We start from the raw sequence: 19,588 nt of genomic DNA, 5'->3' as shown, positions 1-19,588 counted from the left end.
CGGCAGGCGGTTGAGACTTGCCAGACCGGAGACTGCCATGACCGTTCCCGAAGCCCGCCTGTTCCCGCCGTCCGGCGGCGTGCCGAACAACCCGACACTTCCGGTCCTGATCTACCGCGCCGCCCTGCCCGCTAATGCCGACGAGATCGAGCGGCGCCTCATCGCCAATGGCTGGGACTGTCGCTGGCGGGACGGCGTGTTCGACTTCCATCATTTTCATTCCACGGCGCATGAGACGCTGGCGCTGGCCCGCGGCTCGGCGCGTCTTCTCATCGGCGGAGAAGGCGGGGCGGAACTGGAGCTGGCGGCCGGCGACGTGCTGTTGCTGCCCGCCGGCACCGGCCATAAGCGGATGTCCGCCAGCCCCGATCTCGTCATCGTCGGCGCCTACCCGCCGGGGCAGGATTATGCGATCGAAAAGCCCGACGCCGCTTCGCTCGGACACGCGCGCGAGGCCATCGCGCGGGTGCCCCTGCCGGTCAGCGATCCGGTCGAGGGGGGCCAGGGCGCGCTCACCCGTCTGTGGAAGGGATGAGCGCTCCGCGCGGCGCGCAGGGCTACCTCCCGACTCAACTCTTCCCCCCCGAGGGAATCTGGTTTAAGGGAAGCCCCCAATTGCGGGGCGTGACCTCGCCCAGAAAGTTCAATCCGGGTCCGCCCAAGGACGCGTCGCACAACGCGTCCTTTTTCGTGCGCCCGGACCAATGCGCGAGCCGCACGGGATCCGATGCCGAAACGCACAGATATCTCCACCATCCTCATCATCGGCGCCGGCCCTATCGTTATCGGGCAGGCCTGCGAGTTCGATTACTCCGGCACCCAGGCGTGCAAGACGCTGAAGGCCGAGGGCTATCGCGTCGTCCTGGTCAATTCCAATCCGGCCACGATCATGACGGACCCGGACCTGGCCGACGCCACCTATATCGAGCCGATCACCCCGGAGATCGTCGCCAAGATCATCGCCAAGGAACGCCACGCGATCCCCGGCGGCTTCGCCCTGCTGCCCACCATGGGCGGCCAGACCGCGCTGAACTGCGCGCTGTCGCTGCGCAAGATGGGCGTGCTCGACGAATATGATGTCGAGATGATCGGCGCCACCGCCGAAGCCATCGACAAGGCCGAGGATCGCGAGCTGTTCCGCGACGCGATGACCAAGATCGGTCTCGACACGCCGCGCTCGCGCCAGATCAAGACCCTGCCGCAGGCGCTGGAAGCGCTGGAAGAGGTCGGCCTGCCCGCCATCATCCGCCCCTCCTTCACCATGGGCGGGCTCGGCGGCGGCATCGCCTACAACAAGTCGGAATATATCGAAATCATCGAGCGCGGCATCGACGCCTCCCCCACCAATGAGGTGCTGGTGGAAGAGAGCGTGCTGGGCTGGAAGGAGTATGAGATGGAGGTCGTCCGCGACAAGGCGGACAACTGCATCATCGTCTGCTCCATCGAGAACATCGACCCGATGGGCGTCCATACCGGCGATTCCATCACCGTCGCCCCGGCGTTGACGCTGACTGACAAGGAATATCAGCGCATGCGCGACGCCTCGCTCGCCGTGCTGCGCGAGATCGGCGTCGAGACCGGCGGCTCCAACGTGCAGTTCGCCATCGACCCGGAAACGGGCCGGATGATCGTCATCGAGATGAATCCGCGCGTCTCGCGCTCCTCGGCGCTCGCCTCCAAGGCGACGGGCTTCCCCATCGCCAAGGTCGCCGCGCGTCTTGCCGTCGGCTACACGCTGGACGAGATCGCAAACGACATCACCGGCGGCGCCACGCCGGCCTCGTTCGAGCCGACCATCGACTATGTCGTCACCAAGATTCCGCGCTTCGCCTTCGAGAAGTTCCCCGGCGCCGAGCCGACCCTGACCACCTCGATGAAGTCGGTCGGCGAGGCGATGGCGATCGGCCGCACCTTCCAGGAATCGCTGCAGAAGGCGCTGCGTTCGCTGGAAACCGGCCTCACCGGGCTCGACGAGATCGAGATCGAGGGCCTCGGCCTCGGCGACGACAAGAACGCGGTGCGCGCCGCGCTCGGCACCCCGACCCCGGACCGGCTGCTGAAGGTGGCGCAGGCCATGCGCCTCGGCCTCGACGACGCCGCCATCCATGCCGGCTGCAAGATCGACCCGTGGTTCCTCGAACAGATCCGCGAAATCGTCGACACCGAGGCCAAGGTGCGCGCGCACGGCCTGCCGACGACGGCGGGCGCCTTCCGCCGGCTCAAGGCCATGGGCTTCTCGGATTCGCGCCTCGCCGGCCTCGCCCGCCTCACCGAGGCGGAAGTCGCCGCCCGCCGCCGCGCGCTCGATGTGCGCCCGGTCTATAAACGCATCGACACCTGCGCCGCCGAATTCGCCGCCCCCACGGCCTATATGTACTCGTCCTACGAGATGCCCTTCGCCGGCGTCCCGGCCGACGAGTCGCGGCCCTCGAACGCCAAGAAGGTCGCCATTCTCGGCGGCGGGCCGAACCGCATCGGCCAGGGCATCGAGTTCGACTATTGCTGCTGCCACGCCGCCTTCGCGCTGAAGGATGCGGGCTATGAGACCATCATGGTCAACTGCAACCCGGAGACCGTGTCGACCGATTATGACACCTCCGACCGGCTCTATTTCGAGCCGCTGACCGCGGAAGACGTGATCGAGATCCTGGAGCGCGAGCGCTCTGCCGGTACGCTGCACGGCGTCATCGTGCAGTTCGGTGGCCAGACCCCGCTCAAGCTCGCCCGCGCGCTGGAAGAGGCGGAAATCCCGATCCTCGGCACCTCGCCGGACGCCATCGACCTCGCCGAGGACCGCGACCGCTTCAAGAGCCTGCTCGACAAGCTGAAGCTGCGCCAGCCGGCCAACGGCATCGCCTATTCCGTGGAGCAGGCCCGGCTGGTGACGGCCGAGCTCGGCTATCCCCTCGTCGTGCGCCCCTCCTATGTGCTGGGCGGGCGGGCGATGCAGATCATCCATGAGGAGAGCCAGCTCGGCGACTATCTCCTGGAGACGCTGCCGGGGCTGGTGCCGAACGACATCAAGGCGCGCTACCCCAACGACAAGACCGGGCAGATCAACACGCTGCTGGGCAAGAACCCGCTGCTGTTCGACCGCTACCTCTCCGACGCCATCGAGGTGGATGTCGACTGCCTGGCCGATGGCCGCGACACCTTCATCTGCGGCATCATGGAGCATATCGAGGAAGCCGGCATCCATTCCGGCGACTCGGCCTGCTCCCTGCCGCCCTATTCGCTCAGCCCCGAGACCATCGCCGAGCTGGAAGCCCAGACCCGCAAGATGGCGCTGGCGCTGGAAGTCGGCGGCCTGATGAACGTTCAGTACGCCATCAAGGACGGCAAGATCTTCGTGCTGGAGGTCAACCCGCGCGCCTCGCGCACCGTGCCTTTCGTCGCCAAGGTGGTGGGTCAGCCGATCGCCAAGATCGCCGCCCGCGTCATGGCCGGCGAGGCGCTCGCCTCCTTCGGGCTCACGCCCTTCGCCGGCGACCATGTGGCGGTGAAGGAGGCGGTGTTCCCCTTCGCCCGCTTCCCCGGCGTCGACACGGTGCTCGGCCCGGAAATGCGCTCCACCGGCGAGGTGATGGGGCTCGACCGCTCCTTCGCCGTCGCCTTCGCCAAGAGCCAGCTCGGCGGCGGCACCAAGGTGCCGACCTCGGGCACGGTGTTCATCTCCGTGCGCGAGGCCGACAAGGCGCGCATCCTCGATACGGCGCGGCTTCTTGTCTCGCTCGGCTTCAAGGTGATCGCCACCTCGGGCACCCAGCGCTTCCTGGCGGAAAACGGCGTGCCCAGCACCAAGATCAACAAGGTGCTGGAAGGACGGCCGCATATCGTCGATTCCATCAAGAATGGCGAGGTGCAGCTCGTCTTCAACACGACCGAGGGCGCGCAGGCGCTCGCGGACTCGCGTTCGCTGCGCCGCGCGGCCCTCTTGCATAAAGTGCCGTACTACACCACGCTATCGGGAGCGATCGCGGCGGCGCGCGGAATCAAGGCCTATATCGGCGGCGATCTGGAAGTGCGCGCCCTGCAGGACTACTTCTAACCCGGACCGGGCCCGACGGCGCCTCACGGCGCCTCGGGTTCACGGAAGACCGGACCAAGCCCGCGCGGGCGTTTCATGGAGGCAGATGGCCCCGATGGAACACCCGCGGGGGCTTCCTTTGCTTTTGGGAGGTCAAGAACAGACCAATGGACAAGATTCCGATGACCGCCGGCGGCCACGCCGCACTGGAAGACGAACTCAAGCGCCGCCAGCAGGTGGATCGTCCCCGCATCATCGAGGCGATCTCGGAAGCGCGCGCCCATGGCGACCTGTCCGAGAATGCGGAGTACCACGCCGCCAAGGAGCAGCAGGCGCTCAATGAGGGCCGTATCGCCGAGCTTGAGGACAAGCTGTCGCGCGCCGAGATCATCGATGTCGCCAAGCTCACCGGCGACACCGTGATGTTCGGCGCCACCGTCAAGCTCATCGACGAGGACACCGAGGAAGAGCGCGTGTGGCAGATCGTCGGCGATATGGAAGCCGATGCCAAGGCCGGCCGCATCTCCATTTCCTCGCCCATGGCCCGCGCGCTGATCGGCAAGAAGCTCGGCTCGTCGGTGGAAGTGGTGACGCCCAAGGGCGCCCGCTCCTACGAGATCGCCGCCGTCCGCTTCGCCTGATCACGGACACGGCCCGACATGACGGAGAAGGCGGCGATCGAACCGGCACGGCTCGAAGTCGTGGCGCCGAATTTCAAGCGCCGCCTCTCCGGTGTCACCTCCACCCTTGAGCGCGTCCTGCCCTATCAGGCGCGCGAGGTCGGCATCGCCGCCTTCGGCCCGGGCCTCGCGGCGCATGTGCCGCGCATCGGCCTCGGCATGTTCCGCCATTTCTGGGGCCGGCCGGCGCGCCGACCCTGCCGCATCTGGCACGCCCGCCGCAATGTCGAAATGCTCGGCGGCGTGGTGCTGCGCGATGTGCTGCGGATGCGGCTGGGGCTGGTCTTCACCTCCGCCTCGCAGCGCCGGCACACGCGCTGGAGCCGCTTCCTCATCGCCCGCATGGACGCGGTGATATCGACCTCCGCCAAGACCGCCGACTATCTCAAGCGGGCCTCGACCGTCATCCACCACGGCATCGACATGGGCAGCTTCGCCCCGGCGCCCGACAAGGCGGCGGCACGGCGCGCGGTGGGCCTGCCCGAAAGTCTCAACATGATCGGCTGCTTCGGCCGCATCCGCGCGCAGAAGGGCACCGACGTGTTCGTCGACGCGCTGATCCGCGTGCTGCCCGACCATCCCGGCTGGGGCGGCGTGGTGCTGGGGCGGGCGACGGGGGCGCATACCGCCTTTTTCGCCGAACAGAGGGCCAAGGTGGAAAAGGCCGGCCTCGCGGACCGCATCCTCTTCCCCGGCGAGGTCGCCACCTCGGACATTGCCCGCTGGTACCGCGCGCTCGACCTCTATGTCGCGCCCCAGCGCTGGGAGGGTTTCGGCGTCACCCCGCTGGAGGCGATGGCCTGCGCCGTGCCTGTTGTCGCCACCCGCGTCGGCGCCTTCGAGGAGCTGGTGGTGGAAGGCCGCACCGGCGCCATCATCCCGCCCGGTGACGTCCCAGCCATGGCGGAAGCGGTGGCGGCCTTCGTGCAGCGGGACGACGCCGACCGCGCGGCGATGGCCGACGCCTCCCGCCGCCATGTCGTCGACAACCACTCGATTGAGACCGAGGCGCGGCGGATCAATGCCGTCTATGACGAGGTGTGGTCGCGGTTCTGAGCCAGCCCGAGCACCGGGGCGATGAGAGCGGCGATCGCGCCGCGCACATCCAGCGTCGGCGGCTCCAGCGTGACGAGGGTGCAGGCGAACTGGTCCGCAGTCACCGTGCCGAGCGGCAGGATGGCGAGGCTCGGCGCGAAGGACGGCGCGGCCCAGCTCTTGGCCGCCCAGGCGGAAATCGCCTCGCTGGCATAGCCGTCATGCACCTTGGCCGAGCGCAGGCCGATCACCGGCCGCTGCGCGGTGAGCCCTTCCACCAGCATGCTCATCGAATCTTCCGTCACCGCCACCGCATCGGCGCCGAACAGCGCCCGCACCGAGCCCGGCCCGGCAGTGCGGTAGTCGATGAACTCGGCGAGCACGCCCTCCCCCGCCAGTGCCGCGAGGCGCGCGCCGACCGCGTCCGGCGTGCGGCGCGAGGTGGTGACCCGCCAGCGCACGCCATGCTCGCGCGCCACGTCGCGCACGAGGCGCAGCAGCGCGTCCCACTCGCCCTCCGGCCATTCCTTGCGATAGGCGGTGCCGCCGACCAGCAGCGCGATCTCCGCGCCCTTGAGGTCGGCAAGCGTCGACAGCCGCCGCGGGGTGGGATAGTCGGCGGGATCGACGATGGAGGGGATCGGCGCCCAGGCGGAACGCGGATTGCCGGCTGCGCGCGGCGAGGCGACGATCATCAGGCTGACCTCGCGCGTGTCATAGCCGCCGATGCCGCCGGAATAGACGAAGGGCACGCCGCCGAAGAAGCGGCTGAGCAGAATGCCGGCGGCGATGGTCGGCCGTCCGGAGCCGACGAGGACATCCGGCTTTTCCAGGGTCGAGGCGTCGATGGCATACATGGAGCGCAGCCAAGTGCCGGCGTCGCGGCCATAGCGGCGCATCACGAATTTGCGCACATCGTCATGGGCGAACCAGGTGGGGCGGATGTCGAGCCGCGTCACCTCCGTCGGGGCCAGCCGTTCGATGGCCAGCGCGACACCTTCCGCCTGGTTGAAATGCCCCGGCTTCTTGTCGCGCAGGACCAGCAGCTTCACTGGGCGCCCCCGCGCGGCTTGGTGCCGAACAGCTTGCGATGCGCGGTGCGGGTCAGCTTCTGCGTGCGGTAGATCACCCGCTCGCGCGCCCGCACGGCAAGGCCGGTGAGCCCTCTCACCTCGCCGTCCCAGGTCTTGAAGGCGATACGGGCGCGGCGGTGGATCGGCATTTCGCGAATGGTGGGGAAATGCGGCTTCAGCCGCGCCAGCCACCACGCCGCACCGTGCTGCGAGACATGGGCGTTGCGCCCGTCGGAAAGCAGCATCTTGGCCGGACCGGTATCGATGACGAACAAGGCCTGCGTCGCAGTCGCGGCGATGGAGGCCAGCACCGCGTCGATTTCCTCGTCCGGTATGTGCTCCATCACATCGACATTGACCGCCAGTTCCACCCGCTTGTTCGGCAGGGTGGAAATGGCGGGAATGGCGGGGTCATAGCGGTGGATCTCGCCAATCCCCGCCTTGGCGGCGATGAGGAAGGCGAGGTTGCTCTGCCCGCAGCCGAAATCGATCAGCGAGGCGGGCTTCAGCGCCATGATGTGCGGCAGCATGTCTGCCAGCGCGTGCCGCGCCGTGGCGCCGTAGCGGTGGCGGGCATGGAGCTTCGCATATTCGTCGACGAGGCTGTGTGCCATCCCTAGGCTCCGAAAAGGCGACGCTTGAGCTTGCCGAAGAACCGCCGCAGCTTGCGCGCGCGCTTCTCCACCTTGCGGCCGAGCTTGGTCTTCAGCGGCGCATTGGCGAAGGGCGTGCGGGCGCGATAGGCCATGAACAGGTCGCGCCGCGGGTGATTGCAGTCGGTGTAATTGGGCTTCACCTGGCCGATGAAGTGGACGATGCGGGCGCCTTCCCACACGGCGGGGTCGGCCTTGTAGACGCCCTTTTCCAGCCGGTGGTGCATGTTCCAGCTCTCGTCGAGCGGCAGCCACTCGCCCCGCAGCGCGCCGTTGAGCGCGTCCTGGTCCATCATCGGCAGCGAGGGCCGCGAGGCGATGAACTCGAGCGTGCGCTCGGTCACGCGCTCCCGCCGCCAGGCGTCGAGATCGATCAGCAGCACGCCGCTGTTGAAATAGCGCATCTCGTCCGGCAGGCCGATGGCACGGTTGCGGGTGATGTGGCGCTGCGGCACCAGCCGGGCGACATCGTCCACCGCTGCCACCGCGAAGCCTTGCATGGGCAGGGTGGCCAGCGGCGCCAGCGGCGCGGCGATCAGCGTGTCGCAATCGACATAGAGCAGCCGCCCCGTCGCCTCGGCCAGCGTCAGCGGCATGAGGATGCGGGCATAGGCGGTGCGCGAGAGATGGTTGTTCACCGGCCCAGTGGCGAAATGCCGGACCATGTCGTCGTCAATATCGAGAAAATGCAGGTCCGGCCGGCCATAGCTGGCAGCCATCCGCTTCTTGTCCTCGTCCGATACGCGGTCGCAGAACACCCAGACGGCGCTCACCGCATCCCCCGCCCGGTCGGCGATTGAGGCGAGGAGGACGGCGGTCAGTTCGACATAGGCGGTGTCGGTGGCGGTGGCGACGATCAAGGGACATTCCCTTCCATAGGCACCACCGCGGCGTCCTTCGACTGCTGCAGCGTCAGCGCGGTCTTCACATTGCGCACATTCGGCGCGCCGGTGAGTTCCAGCACGAAATTCTGGAACGTCCGCAGGTCCGGCGCGACGCAGAGCAGGATGAAATCGGTCTCGCCCGAGAGCATCCAGCACGCCCGCACCAGCGGCCAGCGCTCGACCTGCGCGGCGAAGGCGGAAAGGTCGGCCTCGGCCTGGCTGATCAGATGCACCATGGCGAAGGCCATCAGGTCGAAGCCGAGCTTCTTCTCGTCGAGCAGCGCCCTATAGCCCTTGATGATGCCTTCCTCTTCCAGCGCGCGCACGCGGCGCAGGCAGGGCGGGGCGGAAATGCCGACCCGCTGGGAAAGCTCCACATTGGTGATGCGGCCATCGCCCTGAAGCTCGCGAAGGATGTTCCAGTCGATCGCGTCGATGCGGCGAACCAAGAGGGGTATCTCCGTGTGCGGCGCGCCGTGGCGCGCCCTTGGCCGCGACGCGAATGCCGCCGCCGGCCAGAGCAATTATCTTGCGCGCGAGCCCCGCGCAATCTTCCTTCTGGAAAACTAATGGATAGGAACCGCCTGCCTTGCGGTTGCCAAGGTCAGCTCCTACATTTTCGCATGGCTAACGCAGCGGCCCGTGCACGGTGCTCATGTGTCGGCCGCGTTCCACGCCGCGCTTTCCCCCCTGCCGCAACTTTAGTGAGCCTGCCATGTCGGCCTCTTCCGCCCGTCCGGCCAACCACGTCAAGGTCCTGATCATCGGATCGGGCCCGGCGGGCTATACCGCCGCCGTCTATGCCGCGCGCGCGATGCTGGAGCCGGTGCTGATCCAGGGCATCCAGCCCGGCGGGCAGCTCACTATCACCACCGATGTGGAGAACTATCCCGGCTTCGCCGGTCCGATCCAGGGCCCGTGGCTGATGGAGCAGATGCAGGCGCAGGCCGAGAAGATGGGCACGCGCATCGTCAACGATCTGGTGACGCGGCTCGACCTCTCCTCCCGCCCGTTCCGGGCCGAAACCGATTCCGGCACGGTGTGGATCGCCGAGACCGTTATCCTCGCCACCGGCGCGCAGGCGCGCTGGCTCGACCTCGATTCCGAGCAGGCCTATCGCGGCCACGGCGTTTCCGCCTGCGCCACCTGCGACGGCTTCTTCTATCGCGGCAAGGAAGTGATGGTGATCGGCGGCGGCAACACCGCGGTCGAAGAAGCGCTGTTCCTCACCAATTTCGCCTCCAAGGTCACGGTGGTGCACCGGCGCGACAGCTTCCGCGCGGAGAAGATCCTGCAGGAGCGCCTCTTCGCCCATCCCAAGGTGGAAGTGGTGTGGAACGCCGCCCTGCATGAGGTGAAGGGCGAGCAGGAACCGCCGCACGTCACCGGCGTGGTGCTGAAGGATGTCGTCACCGGCGCGCTGTCCGAGCGGCGGGCCGACGGCGTGTTCATCGCCATCGGCCATGCGCCGGCGACCGATCTGGTACAGGGCCAGCTGACGCTGAAGCCCAGCGGCTATGTCTGGACGGCCCCGCATTCCACCCAGACCTCGGTGGAAGGCGTGTTCGCCGCAGGCGATGTCGCCGACGACATCTTCCGCCAGGCGGTCACCGCCGCCGGCATGGGCTGCATGGCGGCGCTGGAGGCCGAGCGCTTCCTCGCCGCCCGCGAGCCGCTCGCCCAAGCCGCCGAATGAACGAGGGCACCCGTCGGATGGACAACAAGGCCAATCGCGCGCGTGACATGGACTGGGACAAGCTGAAAGTGTTCCACGTCGCGGCTGAGGCGGGTTCGTTCACCCATGCGGGTGAAGCGCTCGGCCTGTCGCAATCGGCGGTGAGCCGGCAGGTCTCGGCGCTGGAGCAGGAACTCAACATCCCGCTGTTCCACCGCCATGCGCGCGGGCTGATCCTGACCGAACAGGGCGACCTGCTCTACCGCACCGCGCATGAAGTGTTCATGAAGCTGGAAGCGGCACGGGCCAAGCTGACGGATTCGCGCGAGAAGCCGAATGGCGAATTGCGCGTCACCACCACCATGGGCCTCGGCACCCATTGGCTGACCGCCCGCATCGGCGAGTTTCTCGAACTCTATCCCGACATCCGCATCACCCTCATCCTCACCGATGACGAGCTCGACCTCGCCATGCGCGAGGCGGACGTGGCCATTCGCCTGCGCCAGCCGGTGCAGCCGGACCTGATTCAGCGCAAGCTGTTCACCGTGCATTTCCACGCCTTCGCCTCGGCGGAATATCTCAAGCGCAACGGCCATCCGCGCTCGCTCGACGAGCTCGACAAGGACAAGCACCGCATCATCCTGCTCGGCGGGCCGATCCCCTCCTATTTCCAGGGGCTGAACTGGCTGGAACGGGCCGGGCTGGAAGACGACCAGGAAGGCCGCGTGCCCTCGCTCTCGGTCAACAATGTGCTCGGCCTCAAGCGGGCGGTGGAACGCGGCGTCGGCATCGGCATCGTGCCGGATTATCTCCTGGAGGATTCCGCCACGCTGGTGCAGCTCTTCCCCGAACGGACCACGCCGACGCTGGAAGCCTATTTCGTCTATCCGCAGGAAATGCGCTCGGTGGCGCGCATCCAGGTGTTCCGCGATTTCCTGGTCGCCAAGGCGCAGCGCTGGAGCTTCTGAGCGCGCTCCTTGCCGACCTCACGCCGGCGGCAGGGCCTGCGCCACCTCGCGGGCGACATAGTCGCCGGCATGCTGCCAGCCCGCGTCATTGTCGCCGCGAAAGCTGAGCAGCCGCTCGAACAGCAGCTTGCCGGTCGCAGCGTCGAGCACCGCCACCCGCATCGACAGCACCAGCGTGCTCATCTTGTGCACGCTGCCCACCAGCAGAAGGCGCGCGCCTTCCGCCCTCGCCCGTTGGCGCAGCGCCTCCACCCCTTCCGCATCGAGACGGCAGGCCCCGTCGCAGCCGAGCGGCAGGCTCCGCAGCTTGCCGTCCTGCCCGATGCCGCCGCGCACCTCCTGCGTCAGCGCGATTCGCCGCGTCTCATGCGCGGCGCGCTGGTCGGCGGGCTCGCCGGACGAATCGGTGAAGCCGATATCGGCCACGGCCACCAATTCCGGCGCCGCGGCGCCGGAATTGGGCGCGGCGAGCGACACGACCGCGAGCGACAAAACGGCGATCCACAGACGCGGGGCACGACGGGAAACCGGCATGGCACTCCTCCCTGAAACATCCCGCTCTGCGGCGGATGGGACGGAAAGATACGCGGCGCCGCCCTTTTGAGACAGGCGAAACGACTCACGGAGGTAATGGGCCCGCCCAATTCGCAGGCAGTGACAGCATCAAGAAACGCCCGATGCAATTACGCATGCCTGCCATGCAGGCATACATTATTGCAGAATGCCCGAGATGTGAGCATATGAACACCAGACGCCGAGGCGCCTTGCGTTTCGGCTGTTCCCCTCTGGAAGGTTCGCTGCTTCGGCAGCGAAAACTTTGGCCGGGCCCTTTTGGGACCCGGCCATTTTTCTTTCAGACGGTGGCGCGCCGCAGCGCCTCACATGAACAGCTTCTCGCCCGACATTCCCTTGTAGAGACCCGCGACCTGCTCGGCATAGCCGTTATAGAGCAGTGTCGGCCGGCGCTCGCCGGTGCCGATGTCGCGCTCGGAGGCCTGGCTCCAGCGCGGGTGCGGCACCTCCGGGTTCACATTGGCCCAGAAGCCATATTCGCGGCCCTGCACCTGCTCCCACAGCCCCACCGGCCGCTCCGCGACGAAGGAGATGCGCACGATCGACTTCACCGATTTGAAGCCGTACTTCCACGGCAAGGCGAGCCGCAGCGGCGCGCCATACTGGTTCGGCGCCGGCTTGCCGTAGATGCCGGTGACGAGGAAGGCGAGATTGTTATTCGCCTCGGCCATGGTCAGCCCGTCAATATAGGGCCAGGGGTAGATGAAGCGGCGCTGGCCGAGCGCCACTTCCGGGTTCATGAAGGTCTCGAAGCGCACATATTTGGCGCCGGAGAGCGGCTTGGCGTAGGCGACGAGGTCCTTCACAGGGAAGCCGGTCCACGGCACGGTCATCGACCAGGCCTCGACGCAGCGGTGGCGATAGATGCGCTCTTCCAGCGCCATGGCGCGGATCAGATCGTCGATCCCGACCTCGCGCGGCTGTTCCACCAGCCCGTCGATCTTCACCGTCCACGGCCGGCGGGGCATGCGCGCGGCCACGTCGGCGATCTGGTAGGCGGAGCGCTCCGAGCCGAACTCGTAGAAATTATTGTAATTGCCGGAAATCTCCTCCGGGGTGATCGGCCGGTCACCGGCGGTGAAGGCGGTGTTCTTCTTCGCGGGGTACAGGTCGCGCGTGGGGTCGTTGGCAGGATCGCCCGGGGCCGGGGCGGCGTCCGCGAAAGGCGCGAGCGCGGCGGACAGGCCGGCGACACCGAGCAGCCCCACCCCGGCGCCAAGAAGGTTTCGGCGCGAGAGATAGGTGGCTTCCGGCGTGACCGCGCTCTCCGGCAGTTCCCAGGACCGACGACGGCGTATGTGCATGGCGGGCTCCTCTTGGATGCTGCGGAGAGTACGCCGGAAGCCCGCCCTTTATTTCACCTGCCGCGTCAACTTCTCGTGCGGATATGAAAAAAGCCCGGCGGGGTGCCGCCGGGCTTTTCTGTCTTACGAAGGCGCCAGAGCGCCGCATGGCTCACTTGGAGACGAAGCTCACTTGGAGCCCAGACTCACTTGGAGACGAGGTGCAGGTCGCCCACGCCGAGCGCGACGTTCACGCCGGTCTGGCCTTCGACGCTGATCGGCTGCAGGGCGATGGTCTTGTTGGAACCGCCGACCAGCACGTTGCCGGCCACGCCCACGCCGAGCGCCACGCTGCCGGAGACGCCGACATAGGTGCCGTCGAGATCGGACGAGCGCACGCCCTTGGACGGCGCGAGCACAGTCCACAGCAGGATGTTGCGGCCGGTGATGCCGAGATCGAGGCCCCAGCGGTGGATCGAGCCCTCATAGGCGAACTTCTTGCCGCGCACGGTGGTGAAGGTGCACTCCAGCGTCCGCTTGGAGCCGATGATGAAGCTCACCGACTTGGAACCCGTGCAGGCCAGCGAGCCAGCCTCGACGCGCTTGGTCTGGGCCGAAGCCGGCGCGGCGACGAGGGTAGCGGCACCGGCGACGAGCGCGGTGGCGAGCAGGCCGCGCGACAGAACAGTACGGAACATTCAGATCTCCTGACGATGACGCGCTGCCGGCTCTCGGGAACCGGCGCCCCCGCCCTATGGCGCTTGCCGGCCGGGGCGCGCCGCCCGGCCGGTCAATACCCTTCTACCTCAGCGGAGCGAACCACAGAAGCGCTGGATTCGCAGGCAGGCCTCTTCCAGATCCTTGGTCGAGGTGGCGTAGGAGATGCGGAAGGCCGGGCCGAGGCCGAAGGCCGAGCCATGCACCACCGCGACGCCCTCGGCTTCCAGCAGTTCCGAGGCGAAGGCTTCGTCCGTGTCAATGACCTTGCCGGCCGGCGTCGACTTGCCGATCAGCCCGGCGCAGGAGGGATAGACGTAGAACGCGCCTTCCGGCTTCGGGCAGGTGAGGCCCGACGCCTGGTTGAGCATGGAGACCACGAGGTCGCGGCGCTCCTTGAACACCTTGTTGTTGGCGGCGATGAAGTCCTGCGGCCCGTTCAACGCCTCGACCGCCGCCCACTGGGCGATGGAGTTGGGGTTGGAAGTCGACTGCGACTGCAGCGTGCCGATGGCCTTGATCAGCGCCTCCGGCCCGGCGGCGTAGCCGATACGCCAGCCGGTCATGCAATAGGCCTTGGAGACGCCGTTCATGGTCAGCGTGCGGTCATAGAGCGCGGGCTCGACCTGCGCCGGGGTGACGAATTCGAAGTCGTCATAGACGAGGTGCTCATACATGTCGTCGGTGAGGATCCACACATGCGGATGCTTCACCAGCACATCGGTGAGCGCCTTCATTTCCTCGCGCGAATAGGCCGAGCCGGTCGGGTTGGACGGTGAGTTGAAGATCAGCCACTTGGTCTTCGGGGTGATCGCCGCTTCCAGCGCCTCGGGCTTCAGCTTGAAATTGTCTTCGAGCTTGGTCTCGACCGGCACCGGCGTGCCGCCGCAGAACTGGACGATATCGGGATAGCTGACCCAATACGGCGCCGGGATGATCACTTCATCGCCCGCGTCGACGGTGGCGACGAGCGCGTTGAACAGCACCTGCTTGCCGCCGGTGCCGACCGTGACCTGGCTCGGCTTGTAGGTGAGGCCATTCTCGCGCTTGAACTTGGCGACGATGGCCGCCTTCAGCTCGGGAATGCCGTCCACCGCGGTGTAGCGGGTCTGGCCATCGCGGATCGCCTTGATCGCGGCTTCCTTGATGTTGTCGGGCGTCTCGAAATCGGGCTCGCCGGCCGCGAGCGCGATCACGTCACGTCCGGCCGCTTTCAGCTCCCGCGCCTTGTTGGAAATGGCGATGGTCTGGGAGGGATTGATGCGCTTCAGGGCGGCGGATATCAGGCTCATGGCCGGTCTCCCTTGAGGGTTTTGCGCGCGACAACTAGTCGAGCCCTTGCGCCCCGGCAAGCGATTCCCTACCTGCGGGCGGCACCCGCGCTGCGTTTTCCTGACGCGGCCCTTCGTCAGCCCCCTCTGCCAGGAATTCCTGCATGCTGAAGCTCCATGCCATGCAAAGTTCCGGCAACTCCTACAAGGTGCGGCTGCTGCTGGCCCGGCTCGGCCTGCCCTTCGACCTCATCGATGTCGATCTGCTGCGCGGGGAGAACCGGACGCCGGATTTCCTGATGAAGAATCCGGAAGGCCGGGTGCCGCTGCTGGAACTGCCGGGCGGGCGCTATCTGCCGGAATCGAACGCCATCCTGTTCTATCTCGCCGATGGCACGCCGCTTCTGCCGAACGACCCTCTGGGGCGGGCGGAGGCGCTGCGCTGGATGTTCTTCGAGCAGCACAGCGTCGATTCCTCCATCGGCCATGCGCGTTTCTGGCTGAAGCTGGTGCGCGGCGGGCGCGAGCTGCGCACCCATGACATCGACCGCTGGCTGGAAGAGGGTTATGCCGCCCTCGGCGTGATGGAACGCCACCTCGCCCGCCGGCCCTTCTTCATCGACGGCACGCTCAGCGTCGCCGACATTGCCCTCTACGCCCATACCCATCTGGCGCATGAGGGCGACTTCGACCTGCGCCCCTTTCCGGCGGTACGGGAATGGCTGAAGCGGGTCGAATCGCAGCCCGGCCATGTGGCGATCGACTGGCGCCCGGCACCGATTCTTCAGCCGGTTAATGAACAGGTTAACGGGGCTTAACCCCTTGCCCTGAAATCGCCCCGAAATGGCACCGGGTCGCCCAAACCGGCGTCCCCGCCCGGCCGCCTTCCCGCACGAACTTACCTTCAGCCAAGGGCACCCGCCCGGACCGATTGAAGGGAGTTCGCCATGACCGATCCGATGTCGAACCAGTTCCCCGCCGCCCTGCCGCACACCGGCATGGTGGCGACCAAGCGCTACACGGCGGTCCGCCGGCTGCGCCGCGCCGCGCTGGAAGCCGGTGTCGTCCTGTCGCTGACCGTGGCCATCGTCGCCGTGCTGTGCCTGTTCGGCCTGCAGCGCGCCTCGGCCTTCGAGCTGGTGCAGGGCACCGCCTCGGATGAGCGCCTCGCCATCGGCGCGGTGCTGCTGGCCGCCTTTGTCGGCCTCTCCGGCCTCACCACCTTCATGCTGCGCAGCACGCTGCAGGCGGCCGGCGAGGCGAGCCCGCAGGAACGCCGCCGTAACTGAACGCTTCGGGCGGTCGCGGCGGGGCGCGGCCCGCGTCTGCGCCCCGCTCACCTTTCCTAACGTCATCGTGCGCGACAGGCGATTGGCCTGCCGGGCCGTGTGCTCTAACCATACGGCTCGCAACCGAACCCCGGAGCGCGCCGTGCCTCATCCTTCCCTCTCCTGGCGCCTCTCGTCGCGTCGCACTACCTTCGCCGGCCTGCTGGCGGCACTCATTCTCGCCACCGCCGCGCAGGCACAGCAGCCGGAAAGTGCGCCGATCGAGGCCCCCTCTTCCATCGGGCCGCTAAGCGTCGAGACCGTCGCCGCCGGCCTGCGCAGCCCCTGGGGTCTCGCCTTCCTTCCCGATGGCCGCATGCTGGTGACCGAGCGTCCCGGCACGCTGCGCCTCGTCAGCCCGAGCGGCACCGTCTCCAACCCGGTCGCCGGCGTGCCGCCGGTGTTCGCGCGTGGCCAGGGCGGTCTGCTCGATGTCGCGCTGGCCCCGGATTTCGACCGCAGCCGGCTCGTCTATCTCGCCTATGCCGAGCCGCGCGAAGGCGCCTCCGGCACCTCGGTGGCGCGCGGCCGGCTGATGGAAGAGAACGGCGATGCGCGGCTGGAGAATGTCGAGGTCATCTTCCGCCAGTCTCCGGCCGCCGGTGGCAGCAACCACTACGGCGCGCGGCTCGTCTTCGCCCGCGACGGGACGCTGTTCGTCACCCTCGGCGACCGCTACTCCCAGCGCGAGCAGGCGCAGAACCTCTCCAACCATATCGGCAAGATCATCCGCATCGCGGCCAATGGCGACGTGCCGACCGACAACCCGTTCCGCCAGAAGAACGGTGCCCGGCCGGAAATCTGGAGCATTGGACACCGCAATGTGCAGGGCGCGGCGCTCGACCCCGCCACCGGCCGGCTGTGGACCATCGAGCACGGTGCGCGCGGCGGCGACGAGCTGAACCATCCCGAAGCCGGCAAGAATTATGGCTGGCCGGTCATCTCCTATGGCCGCGACTACTCGGGCGCCGCCCTTGGCGAGGGCACGGAGAAGGCCGGGATGGAACAGCCGGTGAAATATTGGGACCCGTCCTTCGCCCCCTCCGGCCTCACCTTCTACACCGGCACGTTGATGCCCAAATGGAAAGGCGACCTGTTCGCCGGCGGCCTTGCCGGCACACGGCTGGTGCGGCTGCGGCTCGACACCGCGCGCGGCAGCGTCACCGAGGAGGAGGTGCTGCTCACCGACCTCAACGCCCGCATCCGCGATGTGCGCCAGGGACCGGACGGCGCGCTGTGGCTGCTGACCGACGATCCCTCGAATGGCCGCCTGCTGCGCGTCGCCCCCGCCGACTGAGCCTCACGACCATTTCTGGAAGATGAAGAACGCGCCCAGCGCGATCAGCGCGAAGCCGATCAGGTGGTTCCAGTGGAACGGCTCCTTCAGCCACAGCACGGAGAAGCCGGCGAACACCACCAGCGTGATCACCTCCTGCATGGTCTTGAGTTCCACCGTCGAATAGACGGCGGAGCCATAGCGGTTGGCCGGCACCGCAAGGCAATATTCGAAGAAGGCTATGCCCCAGCTCGCCAGAATGGCGATGAGCAGCGGCGAGGATTTGTGCTTGAGGTGGCCGTACCAGGCGAAGGTCATGAAGATGTTCGAGGCGAACAGCAGCACGATCGGCGTCAGCGTGGGCGGCAGCAGCGACGAGAAGAACGGCATGGGGGGAATCCGGTTGCGATGCGCCGAGCATCACCGCCTGCCCGCCGCCGTCAATGGTGCCCCGCCACTTGGCTGAGACGCGACCGTTGGGCGCGTTGCGGCACGAGCGGCTGCGGCCGGACGGTCGCGCACGATCCGACGGCGCCGGAGGCCGTGTGATGGTGTCTTTCTCGGCATTCACAAGTAAGTGATACGTAATTGCTTCAGCATTACTCCGAAACCGGCCAAAGGCGTCAAATTACCGTGGTCGGTGACGTGGGCTGTGGAATGCCAGATTCCAGCCGTTCACGTGCCCACATCTCTGCAACTTTCGCCCGAAACGCCGCCTTTTTCTAGCGGCGCCGGGCTCAACGCCATGACGCCACCTTCTGAAACAGGGAGAGCGTTATGAAGCGAAACGAGACGGCAAGACATGGATTGGCCCTGCTCAGCACCGGCGTGCTCGCGGCCTGCCTGGTGATGGCGAGCGCCCCGGCCGATGCCCGCCTGGGCGGGCTGGGCGGCGGCCGTGATGGCGGCTCCTCGGCCGGTGGCAAGAGCGACAGCGGCGGCAAAAGCGCGAGCGGCCGCAGCGGCGGGCTCGGCGGCTCGGTCGGACGCGCGGCGTCCGGCGTCGGCCGGTCCGTCGGCGGCGCCGTCTCGGGTGTCGGCCGGGCGGCCGGTGGCGCGCTTTCGGGCGTGGGTGACGGCGTCAGCCGGGCCGGCGATGCCGCCAGCGCCAGCAGCGGCGGAACCGGCTTGGGCGGCGCGGTCGGCGGGGCGGTGAGCGGTGCCGGTCGGGCCGTGTCGGGCATCGGCAGCGGCGTCTCCGGCGCCACGAGCGACCTCGGTGGCGCGGTGAGCGGGCTTGGCACGGGCCTTGGCGGGGCGGTGAGCGGCGTCGGCGCGGTGGGACCGCAGCCCTCAAGGGGCGACGCGACCACCTCGGTCACCGGGCGCGCGCCGGTCGCGGCCAATGTGGTCGGCCTGCAGATCGAACTGCTCAAGCGCGGCCAGCGCCCGCTCGGCTTCGGCCGCAGCACCAGCGGCAACATCGCGGATGTGAACGCGAATGTTCTGGGCCGGCGCGGCGTCAATGCCGATGTTGCGGTCGGCACGTCGCGCCAGCGTCCGCTCGGCGTCGATGCGCGCGTCGGCGCGCTCGGCCCACGCGGGGTCAACGCCAATGCCGACGCGACGCTTGGTGACCGTCGGCCCGCCTCGCGGGGCCTCGCCGACGCCAATGTCGGGCTGAACGCGCTGGGGCCGCGCGGGCTGAACAGCACCAACCGCGCCACCCTCGGCGGCCGGCAGGCGGTGGATGTGGCAAGCCGCACCACGCTCGGCGGCCCGCGCGGCGTGCGCGCCAATGCGGATGTCGATGTCGGCGGCGAGACCACCTCGGCGGTGGGTGTCGATATCGGCATCGGCGGCGGTGGCCCCGGTGGTCCGGGCGGTCCCGGTGGGCCGGGTGGTCCGGGTGGTCCGGGCGGTCCCGGCGGCCCGGGCACGCCCGGCGGCCCCTCCGCCGGGGGCGGCGGCGCGGCGACGGGAGGCAATGCCAACCGTTCCGACATGGCCGCGAAGAAGACGCGCTGCACGGGCGTCCTCTCCGAGCCGCGCGCCTATGACGCCGGCATCGTCGCCCTGTGCCGCGACCTTATCGGCGGCTGATCGATGAACCGAGGGCCGTCCCGGAATCCGGGGCGGCCTTCGCCTTTCACAGGCCCGTCTCGACCGCCGTCGCCTTTCCATAGGGAACGTCTTCGCGCCGCC

Annotated in this window: 19 protein-coding genes; 10 read left to right on the top strand and 9 right to left on the bottom strand. The window is 67.9% G+C overall.

Annotated elements, in window-relative coordinates; genetic code table 11:
• The first annotated feature begins 37 nt into the window (after positions 1-37).
• The 4 genes from K9D25_RS13140 to K9D25_RS13125 all read left to right on the top strand — a co-directional run bounded on the left by K9D25_RS13140 (position 38) and on the right by K9D25_RS13125 (position 5,763).
• Positions 38-535 (top strand): cupin, encoded by a 498-nt coding sequence (locus K9D25_RS13140; RefSeq protein ID WP_244375835.1) that lies wholly within the window; start codon positions 38-40, stop codon positions 533-535.
• Between the two features lie 192 nt (positions 536-727).
• Positions 728-4,048, top strand: coding sequence for a carbamoyl-phosphate synthase large subunit (gene carB / locus K9D25_RS13135; RefSeq protein ID WP_244375833.1), 3,321 nt, complete (start codon positions 728-730; stop codon positions 4,046-4,048).
• 146 nt (positions 4,049-4,194) lie between these two features.
• A complete protein-coding gene (greA, locus tag K9D25_RS13130) occupies positions 4,195-4,668 on the top strand; it encodes a transcription elongation factor GreA (protein WP_244375831.1) in 474 nt (157 codons plus the stop codon).
• An 18-nt stretch (positions 4,669-4,686) separates the two neighbouring features.
• Entirely contained in the window at positions 4,687-5,763 is a 1,077-nt protein-coding gene (locus tag K9D25_RS13125; RefSeq protein WP_244375829.1) for a glycosyltransferase family 4 protein, read from the top strand.
• Here the strand turns inward: K9D25_RS13125 and K9D25_RS13120 are convergent.
• From K9D25_RS13120 to K9D25_RS13105, 4 genes are read right to left on the bottom strand one after another with little or no spacing between them, the layout of a single operon-like run.
• The gene (locus K9D25_RS13120; protein WP_244375827.1) at positions 5,736-6,794 is read right to left on the bottom strand and encodes an ELM1/GtrOC1 family putative glycosyltransferase; all 1,059 of its coding nucleotides are present in this window, start codon (positions 6,792-6,794) and stop codon (positions 5,736-5,738) included. The genes K9D25_RS13125 and K9D25_RS13120 overlap by 28 nt on opposite strands.
• Positions 6,791-7,429, bottom strand: a complete 639-nt coding sequence (locus K9D25_RS13115; protein ID WP_244375825.1) for a methyltransferase domain-containing protein — start codon at positions 7,427-7,429, stop codon at positions 6,791-6,793. Before K9D25_RS13115 ends, K9D25_RS13120 begins: the two co-directional genes overlap by 4 nt.
• Before the next feature lie 2 nt (positions 7,430-7,431).
• Positions 7,432-8,328 carry a glycosyltransferase family 8 protein gene (locus tag K9D25_RS13110; protein WP_244375823.1) on the bottom strand — a complete coding sequence of 299 codons (897 nt, stop codon included), beginning with the start codon at positions 8,326-8,328 and terminating at the stop codon, positions 7,432-7,434.
• Positions 8,325-8,801, bottom strand: a complete 477-nt coding sequence (locus tag K9D25_RS13105) for an Lrp/AsnC family transcriptional regulator (protein WP_244375821.1) — start codon at positions 8,799-8,801, stop codon at positions 8,325-8,327. The genes K9D25_RS13110 and K9D25_RS13105 overlap by 4 nt, the downstream gene beginning before the upstream one ends.
• Positions 8,802-9,067: 266 nt before the next feature.
• On the opposite strand from K9D25_RS13105, the gene trxB reads away from it, so the two are divergent.
• Both trxB and K9D25_RS13095 read left to right on the top strand, forming a co-directional pair.
• Positions 9,068-10,048, top strand: coding sequence for a thioredoxin-disulfide reductase (gene trxB, locus K9D25_RS13100; RefSeq protein WP_244375819.1), 981 nt, complete (start codon positions 9,068-9,070; stop codon positions 10,046-10,048).
• A gap of 47 nt (positions 10,049-10,095) precedes the next feature.
• Entirely contained in the window at positions 10,096-10,995 is a 900-nt protein-coding gene (locus tag K9D25_RS13095) for a LysR family transcriptional regulator (protein ID WP_162841762.1), read from the top strand.
• Between the two features lie 18 nt (positions 10,996-11,013).
• On the opposite strand, the gene K9D25_RS13090 is transcribed toward K9D25_RS13095, so the two are convergent.
• The 4 genes from K9D25_RS13090 to K9D25_RS13075 all read right to left on the bottom strand — a co-directional run bounded on the left by K9D25_RS13090 (position 11,014) and on the right by K9D25_RS13075 (position 14,860).
• Positions 11,014-11,529, bottom strand: coding sequence for a DUF2380 domain-containing protein (locus K9D25_RS13090; RefSeq protein ID WP_244375817.1), 516 nt, complete (start codon positions 11,527-11,529; stop codon positions 11,014-11,016).
• A 344-nt stretch (positions 11,530-11,873) separates the two neighbouring features.
• Positions 11,874-12,872, bottom strand: coding sequence for a protein-methionine-sulfoxide reductase catalytic subunit MsrP (gene msrP / locus K9D25_RS13085; protein ID WP_244375815.1), 999 nt, complete (start codon positions 12,870-12,872; stop codon positions 11,874-11,876).
• A 185-nt stretch (positions 12,873-13,057) separates the two neighbouring features.
• Positions 13,058-13,549 (bottom strand): DUF992 domain-containing protein, encoded by a 492-nt coding sequence (locus K9D25_RS13080; protein ID WP_244375813.1) that lies wholly within the window; start codon positions 13,547-13,549, stop codon positions 13,058-13,060.
• Between the two features lie 108 nt (positions 13,550-13,657).
• Positions 13,658-14,860, bottom strand: coding sequence for a pyridoxal phosphate-dependent aminotransferase (locus K9D25_RS13075; RefSeq protein WP_244375811.1), 1,203 nt, complete (start codon positions 14,858-14,860; stop codon positions 13,658-13,660).
• A gap of 143 nt (positions 14,861-15,003) precedes the next feature.
• Between K9D25_RS13075 and K9D25_RS13070 the strand changes: the two genes are divergently transcribed.
• The 3 genes from K9D25_RS13070 (at position 15,004) to K9D25_RS13060 (ending at position 17,464) form a co-directional block, all read left to right on the top strand.
• Positions 15,004-15,657, top strand: a complete 654-nt coding sequence (locus K9D25_RS13070) for a glutathione S-transferase family protein (protein WP_244375809.1) — start codon at positions 15,004-15,006, stop codon at positions 15,655-15,657.
• A 129-nt stretch (positions 15,658-15,786) separates the two neighbouring features.
• Entirely contained in the window at positions 15,787-16,128 is a 342-nt protein-coding gene (locus tag K9D25_RS13065; protein ID WP_244375807.1) for a hypothetical protein, read from the top strand.
• A gap of 142 nt (positions 16,129-16,270) precedes the next feature.
• Positions 16,271-17,464, top strand: a complete 1,194-nt coding sequence (locus K9D25_RS13060) for a PQQ-dependent sugar dehydrogenase (RefSeq protein WP_432207877.1) — start codon at positions 16,271-16,273, stop codon at positions 17,462-17,464.
• Between the two features lie 3 nt (positions 17,465-17,467).
• Here K9D25_RS13060 and K9D25_RS13055 read toward each other — a convergent pair whose 3' ends face one another.
• A complete protein-coding gene (locus K9D25_RS13055) occupies positions 17,468-17,833 on the bottom strand; it encodes a DMT family protein (RefSeq protein ID WP_244375805.1) in 366 nt (121 codons plus the stop codon).
• A 417-nt stretch (positions 17,834-18,250) separates the two neighbouring features.
• Between K9D25_RS13055 and K9D25_RS13050 the strand changes: the two genes are divergently transcribed.
• A complete protein-coding gene (locus K9D25_RS13050) occupies positions 18,251-19,486 on the top strand; it encodes a hypothetical protein (protein WP_244375803.1) in 1,236 nt (411 codons plus the stop codon).
• The last annotated feature ends 102 nt before the right edge of the window (positions 19,487-19,588 follow it).

This window comes from Ancylobacter polymorphus (assembly GCF_022836935.1).
Taxonomy (GTDB): Bacteria; Pseudomonadota; Alphaproteobacteria; order Rhizobiales; family Xanthobacteraceae; genus Ancylobacter; species Ancylobacter polymorphus_A.
This window is presented reverse-complemented; position numbering and strand designations above follow the sequence as displayed.